Here is a 17077-nt window from a genome sequence, read left to right as displayed (position 1 = left end):
TAAAAAAGCGGGTTCCCCAAGGGAACCCGCCCGAAACACGCCAAATCTGGAAGGGAACTTCGCCGGACGGCGGTTACTTCAGCATCTCCGCGAGCGTGTGCCCGAGGCGCGCCGGCGACGGCGACACCCTGATGCCGGCGGCTTCCATCGCCGCGGTCTTGGAACCGGCGTCGCCCTTGCCGCCCGAGATGATCGCGCCGGCATGGCCCATGCGGCGGCCGGGAGGTGCGGTGACACCGGCAATGAAGCCGACCATCGGTTTCTTGCGGCCGCGCTTGGCCTCGTCCTTGAGGAACTGGGCGGCGTCTTCCTCGGCGGAGCCGCCGATTTCGCCGATCATCACGATCGACTTGGTCTTCTCGTCGGCCAGGAACATCTCCAGCATGTCGATGAACTCGGTGCCCTTGACCGGGTCGCCGCCGATGCCGACCGCGGTGGTCTGGCCGAGGCCCTCCTGGGTGGTCTGGAACACCGCCTCATAGGTCAGGGTGCCGGAGCGGGAGACGATGCCGACCGAGCCGGGCTTGAAGATGTTGGCCGGCATGATGCCGATCTTGCATTCGCCGGCGGTCATCACGCCGGGGCAGTTCGGCCCGATCAGCCGCGACTTCGAACCCGACAGCGAGCGCTTCACGCGCACCATGTCGAGCACCGGGATGCCCTCGGTGATGCAGACGATCAGCGGGATCTCCGCGTCGATCGCCTCGCAGATCGCGTCCGCCGCACCCGGCGGCGGAACATAGACCACGCTGGCGTCGGCGCCGGTCTTCTCGCGCGCTTCGGCGACGGTGTCGAATACCGGCAGGTTGAGATGGGTCGAGCCGCCTTTGCCGGGCGCCACGCCGCCGACCATCTTGGTGCCGTAAGCGATCGCCGCTTCCGAATGGAACGTGCCGTTCTTGCCGGTGAAGCCCTGGCAGATGACCTTGGTGTTCTTGTCGATCAGAATGGACATGGTTCGAGATGCTTTCGCGAGACGATCAGTGAAGGGTTTCAGTGAACACGCCGGTACACGCCGGTGAGCACGTCGGCCCACCCTTCCGCGTCAGGCGAGAACTGGATTTTCATGTTGTAGGTGTCGTCGTCGACGACCTCGTAGACGTGACGGGCATTGCCGCGCAGCGAGCCGCGCACCAGAATCAGCGACTTGCCCGCCCAGCCACCGGACGCCGGTGACGGCGGGTAGTAGCCGAGCGAGTCGTGCCAGAACAATTTGTAGGCCCGATCGTCGCGGTCGTAGGTGAACACGCCGTGGGTGGCGAAGCTCTCCTTGCCGTCGCGAGTCTGCACGCTGTCCTGGATCAGGTAGAAGCCGTTGAGCGCGATGCGCGCAACGACGTGCGAGGTGGCCGGACCGCCCGCGGTCCAGCGCGATGGATAGACCATCTCTTCGCCGCTCCACTCGCCCGCAAACGCCGCGAGCTTGCGGTGTTCGTCCAGCGGTGTCGGAGCGTCGAGATGATCGGCCATCGTTAGCCTCCCTTGACGGCTTTCACGATCTTCTGTGCAGCGTCATCGAGGTTGTCGGCGGGCAGGACGTTGAGGCCGCTCTCGCGGATGATCTTCTTGCCCTGCTCGACATTGGTGCCTTCGAGGCGCACCACCAGCGGCACCTTGAGGCCGACCTGCTTCACCGCGGCGACCACGCCCTCGGCGATCACGTCGCACTTCATGATGCCGCCGAAGATGTTGACCAGAATGCCCTTCACGTTCGGATCGGCGGTGATGATCTTGAACGCGGCCGCGACCTTCTCCACGCTGGCGCCGCCGCCGACGTCGAGGAAGTTCGCCGGCTCCATGCCGTACAGCTTGATGATGTCCATGGTCGCCATGGCGAGGCCGGCGCCGTTGACCATGCAGCCGATCGTGCCGTCGAGCGCGACGTAGTTGAGGTCGTATTTCGACGCCTCGATCTCCTTGGCGTCTTCCTCGGTCTCGTCGCGCAGCGCGACCACGTCCGGATGACGATAGAGCGCGTTGCTGTCGAACGACACCTTGGCGTCGAGCACGCGCAGCTGGCCCTGCTTGGTGACGACGAGCGGATTGATCTCGAGCATCGCCATGTCCTTGGCGGCGAAGGCGGCATAGAGCTGGCCGGTCAGCTTCTCGGCCTGCTTGGCGAGATCGCCGGTCAGCTTCAGCGCCTTGGCAACCGTGCGGCCGTGATGCGGCATGATGCCGGTCGCGGGATCGACCGAGAACGAGACGATCTTTTCCGGGGTCGAATGCGCGACCTCTTCGATATTCACGCCGCCTTCGGTCGACACCACGAAGGAGATTTCGGAGGTCTCGCGATTGACCAGGATCGAGAGGTAGAACTCCTTGTCGATGTCGGAGCCTTCCTCGATGTAGAGGCGATTGACCTGCTTGCCGTGCGGACCGGTCTGCACCGTGACCAGCGTCGCGCCGAGCATCTGCTTGGCGAATTCGCCGACCTCGGCGGCCGACTTGGCGATGCGGACGCCGCCCTTGTCGCCGGCCGATGCTTCCTTGAACTTGCCCTTGCCGCGGCCGCCGGCATGGATCTGGCTCTTCACCACCCAGATCGGGCCGGGCAGCTGCTTGGCCGCCGCGTCGGCCTCTTCCGGCTTCAGCACGGGCACGCCGCGCGAGATCGGCACGCCGAATTCGTGCAGCAAAGCCTTGGCCTGGTATTCGTGGATATTCATGGAAAGACGCTCCCAAACCCTCGTGCGGCGACCTTTTACGTCAGCCTTGCGACTGGCATACCATATACCAAAGCTCGCGCAACTAAAAAATCCGCCGGAATTTCATCGCCTTGCACCCGATAGACGATTGAAACCGCCTATCGGGTCATTGCCATTCGAGATTACTTGCCGAGCAGATCGGGCGCGATCTTCTTGCAGGCGTCGACCAGGCCCTGCACGGCACCGACCGACTTGTCGAAAGCCTCGCGGTCCTTGCCCGCCAGTTCGATCTCGACGATGCGCTCGACACCCTTGGCGCCGACCACGACCGGCACGCCGACATACATGTCCTTCACGCCGTACTCGCCGTTGAGATAGGCGGCGCAGGGCAGCACGCGCTTCTTGTCCTTCAAATAGCTCTCGGCCATCGCGATCGCGGACGCGGCCGGCGCGTAGAACGCGGAGCCGGTCTTGAGCAGGTTGACGATCTCGGCGCCGCCGTTGCGGGTGCGATCGACGATCTCATCGATGCGCGTCTGCGAGGTCCAGCCCATCTTGACGAGGTCGGGCAGCGGGATGCCGGCGACAGTCGAGTAGCGGGTCAGCGGCACCATGGTGTCGCCATGGCCGCCGAGCACGAAAGCGGTGACGTCCTCGACCGAGACGTTGAATTCGTCGGCCAGGAAATAGCGGAAACGCGCGGAGTCGAGCACGCCGGCCATGCCGACCACCTTCTTGTGCGGCAGGCCCGAGGCCTTCTGCAGCGCCCACACCATGGCGTCGAGCGGGTTGGTGATGCAGATGACGAAAGCGTCGGGCGCGTACTTCTTGATGCCGGCGCCGACCTGCTCCATGACCTTGAGGTTGATGGAGAGGAGATCGTCGCGGCTCATGCCGGGCTTGCGCGGCACTCCGGCGGTGACGATGCAGACCTTGGCGCCGTCGAGCGCTTCATAGGAATTGGCGCCGACCAGATTGGAATCGAAACCGTCGACCGGCGACGACTGCGCGATGTCGAGCGCTTTGCCCTGCGGCACGCCCTCGGCAATATCGAACAGCACGACGTCTCCGAGTTCCTTGAGGCCGACGAGGTGCGCCAGCGTTCCGCCGATCTGTCCGGAGCCAATCAGAGCAATCTTGTCGCGTGCCATGGGAAATCAGTCCTTTGAACTGTGTACGGGAGGGAGGGAAGTCGGTTGCAAGGGTGGTTATCCCTTTCGAATGATCCATTCAAGTCGCGGCCTGCCCGATTGCCGGCCCTGCCTGGAATTCGATCAGGCATGCCAGCACGTCCGCCCCGGAGACACGAAAAGTTGCTCCGAACCGGACCGCGCGCAAGACGAAATTTCAAGACGAAATTTCGAGGCAGAATTTCAGGTCTCGACCAGGCCGGTCGACGCGCCGCTCGCCGAGGAGTCCTTCCGCCCGTGCGGCAGCGCCAGGTAGGATTCCGAGCTCATCTCGATCAGGCGCGAGGACGTGCGTTTGAACTCCATCGCCTCGACGCCGTCGGTCGCAAGGTACAGCGACACCGGATCGGCCTCGGCCGAGGCCATCAGCTTCACGGCATTGTCATAGAGCGTGTCGATCAGCGAGATGAAGCGCTTGGCGGCATTGCGCTCGGCGTAGTCCATCACCGGAATGTGGTCGATCAGGATCGTATGGTAGTCGTGCGCGAGCCTGAGATAGTCGGACGCGGCCAGCGGCTTCTCGCAGATGTCCATGAAGCTGAAGCGCGCGACGCCGTGCGCCGAGCAGGGCACGTTCAGGATGCGTCCCTTGATCGGAATGAGGCGCGCCTTGCACGGCGCATTGCCGGTCATCTTGCGCCAGGCCGCGTTGAGCGCGGCATCGGCCGCGTCATCCGCGGGCACCAGCCACATCTTGACGCCGACGAGTTTCTCCAGCCGGAAGTCGGTGCGCGCATCGAGCCGCAGCACGTCCATGTGGTCGGAGATCTGCGCGATGAACGGCAGGAACAGCGCGCGATTGAGACCGCCCTTGTAGAGATCGTCAGGCGCAACGTTCGAGGTCGCGACCACCACGGTGCCGAGATCGAACAGCTTTGCGAACAGCCGGCCGAGGATCATCGCATCGGCAATGTCGGTGACGTGAAATTCGTCGAAGCAGAGCAGCCAGGCTTCGTCGAAGATCGCCTGTGCGGTGAGCGCGATCACGTCGCCGTCCGCGATCTCGCCGCGCGCGATCTGCTGGCGATAGCCGTAGATGCGCTCATGCGCCTCGGCCATGAATTCGTGGAAGTGCGCGCGGCGCTTGTGCTCGACCGGGCTCTGCTGGAAGAACAGATCCATCAGCATGGTCTTGCCGCGACCGACCTCGCCGTGGACGTAGAGCCCGCGCGGCGGTTTGTCGTCCTTGTCGCCGCCGAACAGCCGCCCGAACAGGCCTTGCTTGCGCTGCGGCTTGTAGCTCGCGAGCCGCTCATCCAGCGCGCCGAACGCCTCGGCGGCGCGGGCCTGCGCGGGATCGGCCTCGATCGCGCCGGAGGCGACCAGGGATTTGTAGAGCTCGAGAAAGGAACTGGGCGAGGCGGACAGCATGAGCCCACCTTACGGCCCGAGTGCGCGGCAAATTGCAAGCCGTGAATTGTGCCAGTGGCTATGCAGGCAGGTATGCAAGCGCGAGGCCTTGCATACCACGGCCGGCCGCATGAGCCGCGTCGGGTGCCTCAAGCCGCGATCTCAGGGCACCTCACGCGCAGAGCGCGTAGGAATCCTCGACCACATAGGGGCCGCCGCCCGTCGACGCGCGCGACGAGAACAGCACGAAGCGGTCCGCCATGAAGCTCCGGCTCGGGAAGTAGCCGCGCACGGACAGATAATCCGCGACGTCCTGGCTCGAAGCGTCATGCAAACGCGCGAGCGTGATATGTGGCGTGAATTTTCTGCCCTCGGGATCGAGCCCCATCCGCTGCATCATCCGTTCGAGCTCGGCCTGCAGTTCGATCAACGGCCGGCTGGGCTCGACGGCGGCAACCACCGCGCGCGGCTTGCGTCCACCGAAGCTCGACAGGCCCTGCAATTTGACCTCGAACGGTTTTCGGTTCACCCGAAACAGCATCGTCGCGATCTCGTTGGCCCAGAGGCCATCGATGTCGCCGATGAAGCGCAGAGTGACGTGATAATTTTCGGGATCGATCCAGCGTGCGCCGGGAAGGCCGCCACGCAAATTGGAAAGTGTCTGGCCGATCTCGGCCGGAATTTCCAGTCCAGTGAACAGACGCGGCATCGCATTAATCCTCGATGCTTGGCGCGGGTTTTGGGAGCCCGCACCCTGTAACAGCCCGGTGACGAATCACCGATGCCTATTTGTACCCGAGATATGTGACTCTGCGAAGCATGACCCGTTAACAGCTCGTAAACCTACGGACACAACCCGGCTCGCTGCCTGCGTTTCAGCTGCGTTGCCCTGATATTGCGCCGAGAAATGCCTCCACCGTGGGCAGGATATTCTTCACGATGATGTCCACACCTTCCGCCTTCGGATGCATGCCGTCAGCCTGGTTGAGCTTGGCATCGGCAGCAACGCCATCGAGGAAGAACGGATAGAGCCGCACGCCAAGGGACTTCGAGAGATCCGGATAGATTGCGTTGAACTTCGCTGCATACTCACTGCCATAGTTCGGTGGCGCGAGCATGCCGCACAAGAGCACGGCGATCTTGCGCGCCTGCAACTTTGTGATGATGTCGGAGAGCGCGGCACGCGTGACGGCGGGATCGATGCCGCGCAAGGCATCGTTGGCGCCGAGCTCGACGATCACGGCATCGGTTCCATCAGGCACCGACCAGTCGAGCCGCTCGCGGCCGCCTGAGGCGGTGTCGCCGGACACCCCGGCATTGCTCATCTCGACCTTTATCCCCTTGGCTTCCAACGCCTTTTGCAGCCGGATCGGGAACGCCGCCGGACCCGGGAGGCCGTACCCGGCGCTCAGGGAATCGCCCAGAACCACCATCTTGATCGGCTTCGCCAGGCCTTTCTCCGGGCCATTCTCCAGTCCTGGCGTCTGCGCGCTGGCCGCCGTCATCAAGCCCATAAGCAACACGAGTATGTGCACGAAGATTCTCAACCGGCCCTCGACCGCAGCCGCGGAAGTGCCATATGACCGAACCATGGACAGTCTCATCGAATCCTCTTCACTGACCGACGTCGAGCCGGACACCATTGCCGTCAGGAACGTCAATCTCTCGCTCGGCACCGGCGCGGCACGGGTCCATATCCTCAAAGATATCAGCCTTCGTGTGGCGGCGGGTGAGGCCATCGGCCTGATCGGCCCGTCGGGCTCGGGCAAGTCGACCTTGCTGATGGTAATGGCGGGGCTCGAACGTCCTGACAGTGGAGAAGTGGTCGTCAACGGCACCTCGTTCAATGCCCTCGACGAAGATGCGCTGGCGCGCTTCCGCGGCCGCCAGGTCGGCATCGTCTTCCAGTCGTTCCACCTGATCCCGACCATGACGGCGCTGGAGAATGTCGCGGTGCCGCTCGAACTCGCCGGCAATCCCGATGCGGCCGCGCGCGCCGCGCAGGAGCTGCAATCGGTCGGGCTCGGCGAGCGCCTGCATCACTATCCGACGCAACTCTCCGGCGGCGAGCAGCAGCGCGTCGCGATCGCGCGCGCGCTCGCGCCCGATCCCGCGATCCTCGTTGCCGACGAGCCGACCGGGAATCTCGACGAGACGACGGGCAAGCAGATCGTCGACCTGCTGTTCACCAAGCACGCCGAGCGCGGCATGACGCTGGTGCTGGTGACGCACGATCTCGCGCTCGCGCAGCGCTGCGACCGCGTCGTGCGGCTGCGCTCCGGCCGCATCGACGGACAATCAACTACATGAGCTTTGCCACCACATGAGCATCGCGTCCGAAGTCGCGCTGCAGGGCCGCGCGTCGTCGCTTGCCTTCCGTTATGCGCTGCGCGAACTGCGCGGCGGCCTGCGCGGCTTCTACGTGTTCATCGCCTGCATCGCGCTCGGCGTGATGGCGATCGCCGGCGTCGGCTCGGTCGCCGCGAGCCTCGGCGACGGCCTCTCGCGCGAAGGACGCACGCTGCTCGGCGGCGACGCCGCGTTCTCGCTGATCTCGCGCGAGGCCAAGCCCAACGAGGTCGCCTATCTGCGCACGCGGGGCGAAGTTTCGATCGCGGCCACGCTCCGCGCGATGGCGCGCAGCAATGACGGCAAGCTGGCCCTGGTCGAGCTCAAGGCGGTCGACGACAAATATCCGATGCTCGGCGAGCTGACGCTCGAGCCGAACATGCCGGTCGCCGATCTGCTCGCCGAACGCGACGGCGCCTATGGCGCGGCCGCCGATTCGACGTTGCTGGCGCGGCTCGACCTGAAGCTCGGCGACCGCGTCACCATCGGCAGTGCGACCTACCAGATCCGCAGCGCGGTGGTGGCCGAGCCCGACAAGCTCGCCGGCGGCGTCGGCCTCGGGCCGCGCTTCCTGATCAGCGAAGCCAGCCTGCACGCCACCGACCTGCTACAACCGGGCAGCCTGGTGCGCTGGATCTACCGGGTGAAACTGCCTGACGGCGCCAACGACGATCGCGCCACCACCGGGCTGATCGACGGCGCACGCAGCGCCGCGCCGGAGGCCGGCTGGGAGGTCCGCAGCCGCAGCAATGCGTCACCGCAGCTCGAGCGCACCATCAGCCGCTTCACCCAGTTCCTGACCCTGGTCGGCCTCGCGGCGCTGCTGGTCGGCGGTGTCGGCGTCGCCAACGCGGTGAAGAGCCATATCGACCGGCGCCGCGACGTCATCGCTTCGTTCAAGGCGCTCGGCGCCACCGGCCGCGACGTCTTCACGATCTACTGCACGCAGGTGGTGGTGCTGGCCGGGATCGGCTCGGTGATCGGGCTCGTGCTCGGCGCCGCGCTGCCCTTCGTCATCGTCGGCCTGTTCGGCAAGCTGCTGCCGCTGCCGGTGATGCCCGCGCTGCATCCCGACGAGCTGGCGCTGTCCTTCATCTACGGCCAGCTCACCGCGCTGGCGTTCGGGCTGTGGCCGCTCGGCCGGGTGCATGACGTGCCGGTCGCCGCGCTGTTCCGCGAGACCGTCACGAGCGAGTGGCATCGCCCGCGCTGGAGCTATCTGGCGCTGATGGCCGTGGTGATCGCGCTCCTGATCGGAGTCGCGATCGGGCTTGCCTATGACAAGCGGGTCGCCGCCGTGTTCGTCGCCTCGTCGATCGCGGTGTTCCTGCTGCTGCGCGGAATCGCCGAGCTCCTGATGACGGTGGCGCGGCGGCTGCCGCGCAGCCGCATGACCATGCTGCGGCTCGCGATCGCCAACATCCACCGGCCGGGCGCGCTGACGCCGTCGGTGGTGCTGTCGCTGGGGCTCGGGCTCGCGGTGCTCGTCACCATCACCCAGATCGACGGCAATCTGCGCCGGCAATTCCTGGCCGCCCTGCCGGAGCGGGCGCCGTCGTTCTTCTTCATCGACATCCCCTCCACCGAAGCCGACCGCTTCAATGCCTTCCTGGCCAAGATTGCCGCCGGCTCGACCGTCGAGGACGTGCCGATGCTGCGCGGGCGCATCGTGGCCGCGCGCGGCGTCAAGGCCGACCAGCTCAAGCCGTCAGTCGATTCGGAATGGGTGCTGCAGAGCGACCGCGGCCTGACCTATACCGGCGAAATTCCCAAGGGCTCGAAGATCGTCGAGGGCGAATGGTGGGGGCCGGACTACAGCGGGCCTCCGCTGGTCTCGATGGAGAAGAAGATCGCCGACGGCCTGTCCCTGAAGATCGGCGACGAGATCGTCGTCAACGTGCTCGGCCGCGACGTGCCGGCGAAGATCGCCAACCTGCGCAACATCGACTGGCAGGGCCTCGGCATCAACTTCGTGCTGGTGTTCTCGCCGAATGCCTTCAAGGGTGCGCCGCACAGCCATGTCGCGACCCTGACGGAACCGCACGCCGATTCCGCCGACGACGCGCGCATCATCAAGCAGGTCGCCGACGCGTTCCCGATGGTGACCAGCGTGCGGGTCCGCGAGGCGCTGGAGACGGTCGGCAGCGTCGTCAGCAATCTGGTGCTGGCCATCCGCGGCGCCAGCGCCGTGACGCTGATCTCGGCGATCCTGGTGCTCGGCGGCGCGCTCGCCGCCGGACACCGCCACCGCGTCTATGACGCCGTGATTCTCAAGACGCTCGGCGCCACGCGGGTGCGATTGCTCGGCGCCTACGCGCTGGAGTATCTGATGATCGGTTTTGCAACCGCCGTGTTCGGGGTGATCGCCGGCTCGATCGCGGCCTGGCTGATCGTGACGCGGCTGATGACGCTGAGTTTTATCTGGCAGGCCGGCAGCGCCGCGCTGGTCGTGGTCGCCGCGCTGGTCGTCACGGTCGGACTGGGGCTCGCCGGGACGCTGCTCGCGCTAAACCAGAAGCCGGCCTCAGTGTTGCGGAATTTGTGACAAAATGTAGCGGCGCGAGCGCCGTTTTTGCCTGTAACGCTAGGGTAGAGCGACATTCGGCCGCGCGTGGAAGCTTGCGTCGGATGTGTTAATTTCCCACATACCAATCGGGTCGGATAGTCGGTTTGAATGACACGGAATTAATGTTCCGCAAACCGAGCCATCTGAGATAGATTTACGACCGGCGCCGCAAATCCCTTGCGCTCCACCGGGACCAACCACGGGAATTCGACCATGTCGGACCTAGACCGCAACTACGCTTCTCCTTTCGGCCGGGCCGCCGGGCGCATTGACGCTGCGGCCGTCGACGCCGGTCTGCGCGCCTACATGCTGCGCATCTACAACTACATGAGCATCGGCCTGGCCATCACCGGCCTCGCCGCGCTCGGCGTCTACATGGGTGCGGTGACCACCGACCAGTCGGCCGCCGTCGCCAAGTTCGGCAACGCCTATCTGACGCAGTTCGGCTACGCGATGTTCGTGAGCCCGCTGAAGTGGCTGTTCATCCTCGCCCCTCTGGCGATGGTGTTCGTCATCTCGGCCGGCATCAACCGCCTGCAGCCCGCGACCGCCCAACTCCTGTTCTGGGTGTTCTCGGCGCTGATGGGTCTGTCGCTGTCGTCGATCTTCCTGGTGTACACGCACACCTCGATCGTGCGCGTGTTCTTCATCACCGCGGCGACGTTCGGTGCGCTGAGCCTCTACGGCTACACCACCAAGCGTGACATGAGCGGCATGGGCTCGTTCCTGTTCATGGGTCTGATCGGCATCATCATCGCAAGCCTGGTCAACCTGTTCCTGGCGAGCTCGGCGTTGCAGTTCATCGTCTCGGTGGTCGGCGTGCTGGTGTTCGCGGGCCTCACCGCCTGGGACACCCAGCGGCTGAAGAACGACTACATCTACGGCTACGCCTCGCAGGGTGGCGTGATGGCAGAGCGTGCGGCAATCACTGGTGCGCTGTCGCTCTACCTGAACTTCATCAACCTGTTCACGCTGCTCCTGCAGCTGCTCGGCCAGCGCGACTAAGCGCCTCCAGCGAAGCCGATCGAGTCCAAGCCCCGGCCATCCGGCCGGGGCTTTTCTTTTGCGCGGAGCAAATGTGGCGTAGTGGCGTAGCCCGGATGAAGCGCAGCGAAATCCGGGGCAAGTTCATCCATGGCTTCGGCAGTCCCGGATTTCGCGAAGCCTGTCATCGGGCGCGCGTTCGCGCGACCCGTTGGCTCCATCCGGGCTACAAGCTTTTCGTTTGCGCGAGGCAAAAATAATGGCGAGGCCGCGCGAGGGCCGCACAACTGCGCCGGCGGATTAGCGGATTTGTAGCCCGGATGAGCGAAGCGATATCCGGGGAAGTTGTACCCGGGTGGTGAGACCCTCCCGGATGTCGCTTCGCTCATCCGGGCTACGAGAAATCCCTACACCAGCGACAGCTTGCGGTCGATCACAAGCAGCACGCGTTCGAGTTCATGGCCGCGGCGCAGGATCAGGCCGGTCGCGGAAATCACGCTGTACATGCCCTGCTTGCGCGCAAGCCGGGGGTCCTTCTCGATCCGGTAGATCGGCACTTCCGACGCGCGCCGGAACACCGAGAACACGGCACGGTCCTTCAGGAAGTCGATCGCATAGTCGCGCCACTCGCCGTCGGCGACCATGCGGCCGTAGAGATTGAGAATGCGGTTGAGTTCAAGTCGATTGAAAGTCACGCGGTTGGGCTGAGGGGTCGCGGCGGCGGTGCGCGCCGCGGCACGACTCCCGCTCGGATCGGTGTCCTCCGAGATCAAACTCATCGAGCGCCTCCTGTCACCTCGGCGACGATCGGGTTCCGAAGGCCCCTCTTCGGGATCGTCACGAGAGTGACATGATCGCGCTAAGCGAGCGGGCCCGCAAGGGGCCAATCGCAATGCAACCGGCCCTTAACCACGGCCGCGCGCGGCGGATTGTCCGGAAAACCGCAGAGTCACGGGAACGTTAGCGGAATCATATTGCTGCCCCACTTCCGCCCATCGCCCGCCCCGCTGTCCTGCGAAAAGGAAATCCTGCGTTGGCCCGGTCCTTTCGGTTCCGGATTCCTCAGCCCCCAGCCCCCCGGGGCCGTCGGGATCGGGCCTGTTCGCAGGGGAGTTAAATCCCAACACTGGGCCAACGAAAGTTGGTCCTTTTTGTTTTTGGGACTTGCGCAAGCTGGACGCGCGCAAAACCCCGGCGCTTTCCTTTCGGCAAATCACTGAATGCAGGTTCGTCGCCATGCGCGGCTGCACCACAACATGCGTGCGGTCCAACGGCGCGCCACGGGCGGAAGCCGGCGCATCGCGCCGTACCGCAGCAAGGCTCTAGTGAAGCGAGGTGAAGGCAGCGCCGAGCATCGGGCCCGGCTTGTCGCGGTTGCCGTCCTGGACGTACACCGCCGCAGCATCGACACCGTCACGCGTGATGTTCTCCAGCGGCACGGTCCAGCTCCCTGACGAACCGTTCCAGTCACCGACCTTGAGGAGATTGCGCACCACGTTGTGGTAGGTGATCTCGCGGCCGCGGTTCTCGCCGCGCGCGATCGAGATCGGCACCGACTTCGAGATCGAGCAGATCCAGACCTCGCCGCGCGACACTGCGGGTGACTTCGACGCGGCCACCGACACGTTGATCTGCTTGCCGGTCAGCGTCATCGTCACCGGCACCGACATCACGCTGCCGCTCCTTTCGGTGCTCTTGATGGCGTCCTCGATACTGGCGCGGTCGCTGCCGATCACATGCGCGGAGCCGTTGATCACGGCCTGCGGCGTGTAGACGTCGCGATCGCCGCGCACATGCGAATAGGCCTTCTGGCGCGCGCTGAAACGGGAGTCGGCCAGCGTGTCCTTCCAGCCGAGATAGTCCCAATAGTCGATCGGCATGCTCAGCGCGATGACGTTGGGGTCCTTCGCGAGGTCACCGATGATCTTGTCCGCGGGCGGACAGGACGAGCATCCCTGCGAGGTGAAGAGTTCGACGACGGCACGCGGATCGGCGTGGGCGGGGCGGATGATCGCGACGATTGCGCAGATACCAAGGGCGCTCGACCATCGCGAGATAGAATTATAGGCCATCATCGCTGTCATACTGCGAACCAGTCGTGATGATTTCCATCCGTAATTGTACGGAGCATGAAGTCTGTCCCTGAACTTGCGTGCCCCAAAACGCGAGAAAGCGGCCTTTTCATAGGCCGCCTTCTTTTTAGTCGCTACTCACTAAGCGGTGAGGCACCGATCACAAATCCGCGTTAGGCCGCGAGTTTGCGCAGCACATAATGCAGGATGCCGCCGTTGCGATAGTAGTCGAGCTCGTCCAGCGTATCGATGCGGCAGAGCAGTGGCACATCCTTCTTGCCGCCGTCGGCGGAGACGATTTCGGCCGTCAGCGTCTGGCGGGGCTTCAAATCGCCCTGCAACCCGCGGATCGTGACCTTTTCGTCGCCCTTGAGGCCGAGCGAGGACCACGACGTGCCGTCCTGGAAGGTGAGCGGAAGCACACCCATGCCGACCAGGTTGGAGCGATGGATGCGCTCGAAGCTCTGGCAGATCACCGCGCGCACGCCGAGCAGACGGGTGCCCTTCGCGGCCCAGTCGCGCGACGAGCCGTTGCCGTATTCGGCGCCGGCGAACACCACCAGCGGCACGCCTTCCGCCTGGTACTTCATCGCGGCGTCGTAGATCGACATCTGCTCGCCGTCGGGCCAGTGCTTGGTCAAACCGCCTTCCGGAATATTGCCGTCGGCGCCCTTCAGCATGAAGTTCTTGATGCGGATGTTGGCGAAGGTGCCACGCATCATCACTTCATGGTTGCCGCGCCGCGTGCCGTATTGGTTGAAGTCGGCGGGGCGCACCTGGTGCTCGCTGAGGAACTTGCCGGCGGGCGAGGTCAGCTTGATCGAACCGGCCGGCGAGATGTGGTCGGTGGTGATCTTGTCGCCGAACATCGCGAGGATCCGTGCATCGACCACGTCGGTGACCGGATCCGGCTGCTTCTTCATGCCTTCGAAATAGGGCGGGTTCTGCACATAGGTCGAGCTCATGTTCCAGCGATAGGTCTCGCTTTCCGTGGTCTTGATCTTGCGCCAGTTGGTATCGCCCTTGAACACGTCGGCGTACTTCTTCTTGAAGATCGTCGCGGTGACGTACTTCTTCATGAAGGCATTGATCTCCTTGGCGGTCGGCCAGATGTCCTTGAGGAACACCGGCTTGCCGTCCTTGCCGATACCGAGCGGCTCGACCGCGAGATCCTTGGTCACGGTGCCGGCGAGCGCATGCGCGACGACGAGCGGCGGCGAGGCGAGGTAGTTCGCCTGCACGTCCGGCGAGACGCGGCCTTCGAAGTTGCGGTTGCCCGACAGCACGGCGGCGGCGACGATGCCGTTGTCGTTGATCGACTTCGAGATATCTTCCGGCAGCGGGCCGGAATTGCCGATGCAAGTGGTGCAGCCGAAGCCGACGAGGTTGAAGCCGACCTTGTCGAGATCGGCCTGCAGGCCGGAATTGGCGAGATACTCCGCCACCACCTGGCTGCCCGGCGCGAGCGAGGTCTTCACCCACGGCTTGGCCTTGAGGCCCTTGGCGGCGGCCTTGCGCGCCAAGAGGCCGGCGCCGATCAGCACGCTCGGATTGGAGGTGTTGGTGCAGGAGGTGATCGCCGCGATCACGACGTCGCCATGGCCGAGATCGAAGTCACGGCCCTCGACCGCATGACGCTTCTGCTCGCCCTCGGGCTTCTTGTATTCGCCAACCAGCGCGGTCGCGAAACCGGTCGACACCGCCGGCAGCGCGATGCGGCCTTCGGGGCGCTTCGGTCCGGCCATCGACGGCACGACGTCGCCGAGGTCGAGCGTCAGCGTGGTGGTGAACACCGGATCGGCCGACTTGGCGGTGCGGAACAGGCCCTGCGCCTTGGCATAGGCCTGCACCAGCTTGACGCGATCGGCCTTGCGGCCCGAGGTCTTCAGGTAATCGATGGTCGCTGCATCGACCGGGAAGAAGCCGCAGGTCGCGCCGTATTCGGGCGCCATGTTGCCGATGGTCGCCTTGTCCGCGACCGAGAGATAGTCGAGGCCCGGGCCGAAGAACTCGACGAACTTGCCGACGACGCCGAGCTTGCGCAGCATCTGGGTGACCGTCAGCACGAGGTCGGTCGCGGTGACGCCTTCCTTGAGCTGGCCCTTGAGCTTGAAGCCGACCACCTCAGGCAGCAGCATCGACAGCGGCTGGCCGAGCATGCAGGCCTCCGCCTCGATGCCGCCGACGCCCCAGCCGAGCACGGCGAGGCCGTTGACCATCGTGGTGTGCGAGTCGGTGCCGACCAGCGAGTCGGGATAGGCGACCTCGAAGGTGCCGGTCTTCCGGCCGACCGTCATCTTCTCCTTCTTGGTCCACACCGTCTGGGCGAGATATTCCAGATTGACCTGGTGGCAGATGCCGGTGCCGGGCGGCACCACCGAGAAGTTCGAGAACGCCTTCTGGCCCCACTTCAGGAACTCGTAGCGCTCCTGGTTCTGCTTGTATTCCTCGGTGACGTTCTTCGCGAACGCCTTGTTGTCGCCGAAGAAGTTGACGATCACCGAGTGGTCGATGACGAGATCGACCGGCACCAGCGGGTTGATCTTCTCGGCATCGCCGCCGAGGTTCTGCATCGCGTTGCGCATCGCGGCGAGGTCGACCACGGCCGGGACGCCGGTGAAATCCTGCATCAGCACGCGTGCCGGGCGGAATGCGATTTCGTGCTCGAGCTGGCGCTTCTTCAGCCACTTCGACACCGCAACGATGTCTTCCTTCTTGACGGTGCGGCCGTCCTCGTTGCGCAGCAGGTTCTCCAGCAGAACCTTCATCGAATACGGCAGCTTCGAAATTCCCTTCAGTCCGTTCTTCTCTGCCTGGGGCAGGCTGTAATAGACGTAGGACTTGCCGCCGACCTTCAGGGTCTTGCGGCATTTGAAGCTGTCGAGCGAGGTCATGCGAGGAATCCCAATTCTCAGTTATACCCGGCAAGGGTAACTAAACACCGGCGATCGGCACTGGCCAAGGGATGGCCTGGGGTGGGTTGCGGCCGCCGATTGTGTGTGCTGCATCAAGTTCCGGGCTTATAGAACCTTTCTAGAAGCACCGCCACACCGACAAGCGTGCGACAGCGTTGCGCGACCCAAAAATTCTCACGCGGTAGCGAAAGATTTCAGAGGGCTGTGACAAGACGAACCATGCGGCTCTCGGGACGAAATCTGAAATGCGTGCGCGGCGGACGCGAGGTGTTTTCCGGCCTCGACCTGTCGGCCGCAGCCGGCGAGGCGCTGGCCATTACGGGCCCCAACGGCGCCGGCAAGACCTCGCTGCTGCGCGTCCTCGCCGGGCTATTGGTTCCCGCCGAGGGCTCGGTCGCGCTCGAAGGCGGCGACGCCGAGCTCAGCCTGCCGGAGCAGGCCCACTATCTCGGCCATCGCGACGCCCTGAAGCCGGCCCTGAGCGTTGCGGAGAATCTGTCCTTCTGGCGGGAATTCCTCGGCGGCGAGACAAAGGATGCCGGCCAGTGCCTTGCCGCGGTGGCGCTCGACCACGCCGCGCATCTGCCGGCGGCCTACCTCTCCGCCGGCCAGCGCCGCCGCCTGTCGATCGCGCGCCTGCTCTCGGTGCGGCGGCCGGTGTGGCTGCTGGACGAGCCGACATCGGCGCTCGATGCGGCCGGACAGGCGCTGTTCGTCGGGCTGATGCGCGACCATCTCGCCGGCGGCGGGCTGATCATCGCGGCGACGCACCTTCCGCTCGGCATCGACGCGCGCGATCTGCGGATGGGAGGCGCGGCATGAGCGCGCATCACGTCTCAACGCTGAGCGCCAGCCTCTCCGTCCCCTCCCCCCTTGCGGGGGAGGGTCAGGGAGAGGGGTGCCACACGGCGCGGTCTCTCCGTCTATCTCTCCACGACAAGCGGCCGAGATTGCAGAAGCGGCATCTCCATCAACTATCTCGCCCGGGGCCACCCCTCTCCCC

14 protein-coding genes are annotated in these 17077 nt (G+C 64.8%); 4 read left to right on the top strand and 10 right to left on the bottom strand.

The genetic code is table 11. The features are described 5' to 3' along the window. Positions 1 to 73: 73 nt before the first annotated feature. From sucD to AC1VNY_RS24305, 7 genes are all read right to left on the bottom strand, one after another. Positions 74 to 955, bottom strand: coding sequence for a succinate--CoA ligase subunit alpha (sucD, locus tag AC1VNY_RS24335; RefSeq protein WP_028340814.1), 882 nt, complete (start codon positions 953 to 955; stop codon positions 74 to 76). A 38-nt stretch (positions 956 to 993) separates the two neighbouring features. Beyond that, a complete protein-coding gene (locus AC1VNY_RS24330) occupies positions 994 to 1470 on the bottom strand; it encodes a DUF1579 family protein (RefSeq protein ID WP_028340815.1) in 477 nt (158 codons plus the stop codon). 2 nt (positions 1471 to 1472) lie between these two features. After that, positions 1473 to 2669, bottom strand: a complete 1197-nt coding sequence (sucC, locus tag AC1VNY_RS24325; protein ID WP_028340816.1) for an ADP-forming succinate--CoA ligase subunit beta — start codon at positions 2667 to 2669, stop codon at positions 1473 to 1475. Positions 2670 to 2830: 161 nt separating this feature from the next. Next, positions 2831 to 3799: a malate dehydrogenase gene (gene mdh, locus AC1VNY_RS24320; protein ID WP_038384693.1), complete on the bottom strand. Its 969-nt coding sequence runs from the start codon at positions 3797 to 3799 to the stop codon at positions 2831 to 2833. A gap of 222 nt (positions 3800 to 4021) precedes the next feature. Further along, positions 4022 to 5209: a cell division protein ZapE gene (gene zapE / locus AC1VNY_RS24315; RefSeq protein WP_482407074.1), complete on the bottom strand. Its 1188-nt coding sequence runs from the start codon at positions 5207 to 5209 to the stop codon at positions 4022 to 4024. A gap of 151 nt (positions 5210 to 5360) precedes the next feature. Then, a complete protein-coding gene (thpR, locus tag AC1VNY_RS24310) occupies positions 5361 to 5897 on the bottom strand; it encodes an RNA 2',3'-cyclic phosphodiesterase (RefSeq protein ID WP_411779131.1) in 537 nt (178 codons plus the stop codon). Between the two features lie 166 nt (positions 5898 to 6063). Then, positions 6064 to 6723 (bottom strand): arylesterase, encoded by a 660-nt coding sequence (locus AC1VNY_RS24305; RefSeq protein WP_482407115.1) that lies wholly within the window; start codon positions 6721 to 6723, stop codon positions 6064 to 6066. A 55-nt stretch (positions 6724 to 6778) separates the two neighbouring features. On the opposite strand from AC1VNY_RS24305, the gene AC1VNY_RS24300 reads away from it, so the two are divergent. From AC1VNY_RS24300 to AC1VNY_RS24290, 3 genes are all read left to right on the top strand, one after another. Beyond that, complete coding sequence (locus AC1VNY_RS24300) at positions 6779 to 7498, top strand: ABC transporter ATP-binding protein (protein ID WP_028336302.1); 720 nt, start codon at positions 6779 to 6781, stop codon at positions 7496 to 7498. 13 nt (positions 7499 to 7511) lie between these two features. Then, complete coding sequence (locus AC1VNY_RS24295; RefSeq protein ID WP_482407073.1) at positions 7512 to 10082, top strand: ABC transporter permease; 2571 nt, start codon at positions 7512 to 7514, stop codon at positions 10080 to 10082. A gap of 234 nt (positions 10083 to 10316) precedes the next feature. After that, on the top strand, positions 10317 to 11108 hold the full coding sequence (locus AC1VNY_RS24290; RefSeq protein ID WP_021078796.1) for a Bax inhibitor-1/YccA family protein: 792 nt from the start codon (positions 10317 to 10319) through the stop codon (positions 11106 to 11108). 386 nt (positions 11109 to 11494) lie between these two features. On the opposite strand, the gene AC1VNY_RS24285 is transcribed toward AC1VNY_RS24290, so the two are convergent. From AC1VNY_RS24285 to acnA, 3 genes are all read right to left on the bottom strand, one after another. Continuing rightward, complete coding sequence (locus tag AC1VNY_RS24285; RefSeq protein ID WP_438076025.1) at positions 11495 to 11866, bottom strand: DUF2794 domain-containing protein; 372 nt, start codon at positions 11864 to 11866, stop codon at positions 11495 to 11497. Between the two features lie 543 nt (positions 11867 to 12409). Beyond that, the gene (locus tag AC1VNY_RS24280) at positions 12410 to 13171 is read right to left on the bottom strand and encodes a DUF1223 domain-containing protein (RefSeq protein ID WP_461192322.1); all 762 of its coding nucleotides are present in this window, start codon (positions 13169 to 13171) and stop codon (positions 12410 to 12412) included. A gap of 161 nt (positions 13172 to 13332) precedes the next feature. Next, positions 13333 to 16053, bottom strand: coding sequence for an aconitate hydratase AcnA (acnA, locus tag AC1VNY_RS24275; protein WP_482407072.1), 2721 nt, complete (start codon positions 16051 to 16053; stop codon positions 13333 to 13335). A 240-nt stretch (positions 16054 to 16293) separates the two neighbouring features. Here acnA and ccmA point away from each other — a divergent pair, with 240 nt between their 5' ends. After that, positions 16294 to 16896, top strand: a complete 603-nt coding sequence (ccmA, locus tag AC1VNY_RS24270; protein ID WP_482407071.1) for a heme ABC exporter ATP-binding protein CcmA — start codon at positions 16294 to 16296, stop codon at positions 16894 to 16896. Positions 16897 to 17077 lie beyond the last annotated feature (181 nt).

This window comes from Bradyrhizobium ferriligni, assembly GCF_056837965.1.
The sequence above is the reverse complement of the archived record's forward strand: the minus strand, read 5'-3'. Positions and strand labels throughout refer to the sequence as shown.

Excerpts from the sequence above, each read along its gene's own strand:
- sucD (WP_028340814.1), bottom strand. The coding sequence starts at position 955 with ATGTCCATTCTGATCGACAAGAACACCAAGGTCATCTGCCAGGGCTTC.
- AC1VNY_RS24330 (WP_028340815.1), bottom strand. The coding sequence starts at position 1,470 with ATGGCCGATCATCTCGACGCTCCGACACCGCTGGACGAACACCGCAAG.
- sucC (WP_028340816.1), bottom strand. The coding sequence starts at position 2,669 with ATGAATATCCACGAATACCAGGCCAAGGCTTTGCTGCACGAATTCGGC.
- mdh (WP_038384693.1), bottom strand. The coding sequence starts at position 3,799 with ATGGCACGCGACAAGATTGCTCTGATTGGCTCCGGACAGATCGGCGGA.
- zapE (WP_482407074.1), bottom strand. The coding sequence starts at position 5,209 with ATGCTGTCCGCCTCGCCCAGTTCCTTTCTCGAGCTCTACAAATCCCTG.
- thpR (WP_411779131.1), bottom strand. The coding sequence starts at position 5,897 with ATGCCGCGTCTGTTCACTGGACTGGAAATTCCGGCCGAGATCGGCCAG.
- AC1VNY_RS24300 (WP_028336302.1), top strand. The coding sequence starts at position 6,779 with ATGGACAGTCTCATCGAATCCTCTTCACTGACCGACGTCGAGCCGGAC.
- AC1VNY_RS24295 (WP_482407073.1), top strand. The coding sequence starts at position 7,512 with ATGAGCATCGCGTCCGAAGTCGCGCTGCAGGGCCGCGCGTCGTCGCTT.
- AC1VNY_RS24290 (WP_021078796.1), top strand. The coding sequence starts at position 10,317 with ATGTCGGACCTAGACCGCAACTACGCTTCTCCTTTCGGCCGGGCCGCC.
- AC1VNY_RS24285 (WP_438076025.1), bottom strand. The coding sequence starts at position 11,866 with ATGAGTTTGATCTCGGAGGACACCGATCCGAGCGGGAGTCGTGCCGCG.
- AC1VNY_RS24280 (WP_461192322.1), bottom strand. The coding sequence starts at position 13,171 with ATGACAGCGATGATGGCCTATAATTCTATCTCGCGATGGTCGAGCGCC.
- acnA (WP_482407072.1), bottom strand. The coding sequence starts at position 16,053 with ATGACCTCGCTCGACAGCTTCAAATGCCGCAAGACCCTGAAGGTCGGC.
- ccmA (WP_482407071.1), top strand. The coding sequence starts at position 16,294 with ATGCGGCTCTCGGGACGAAATCTGAAATGCGTGCGCGGCGGACGCGAG.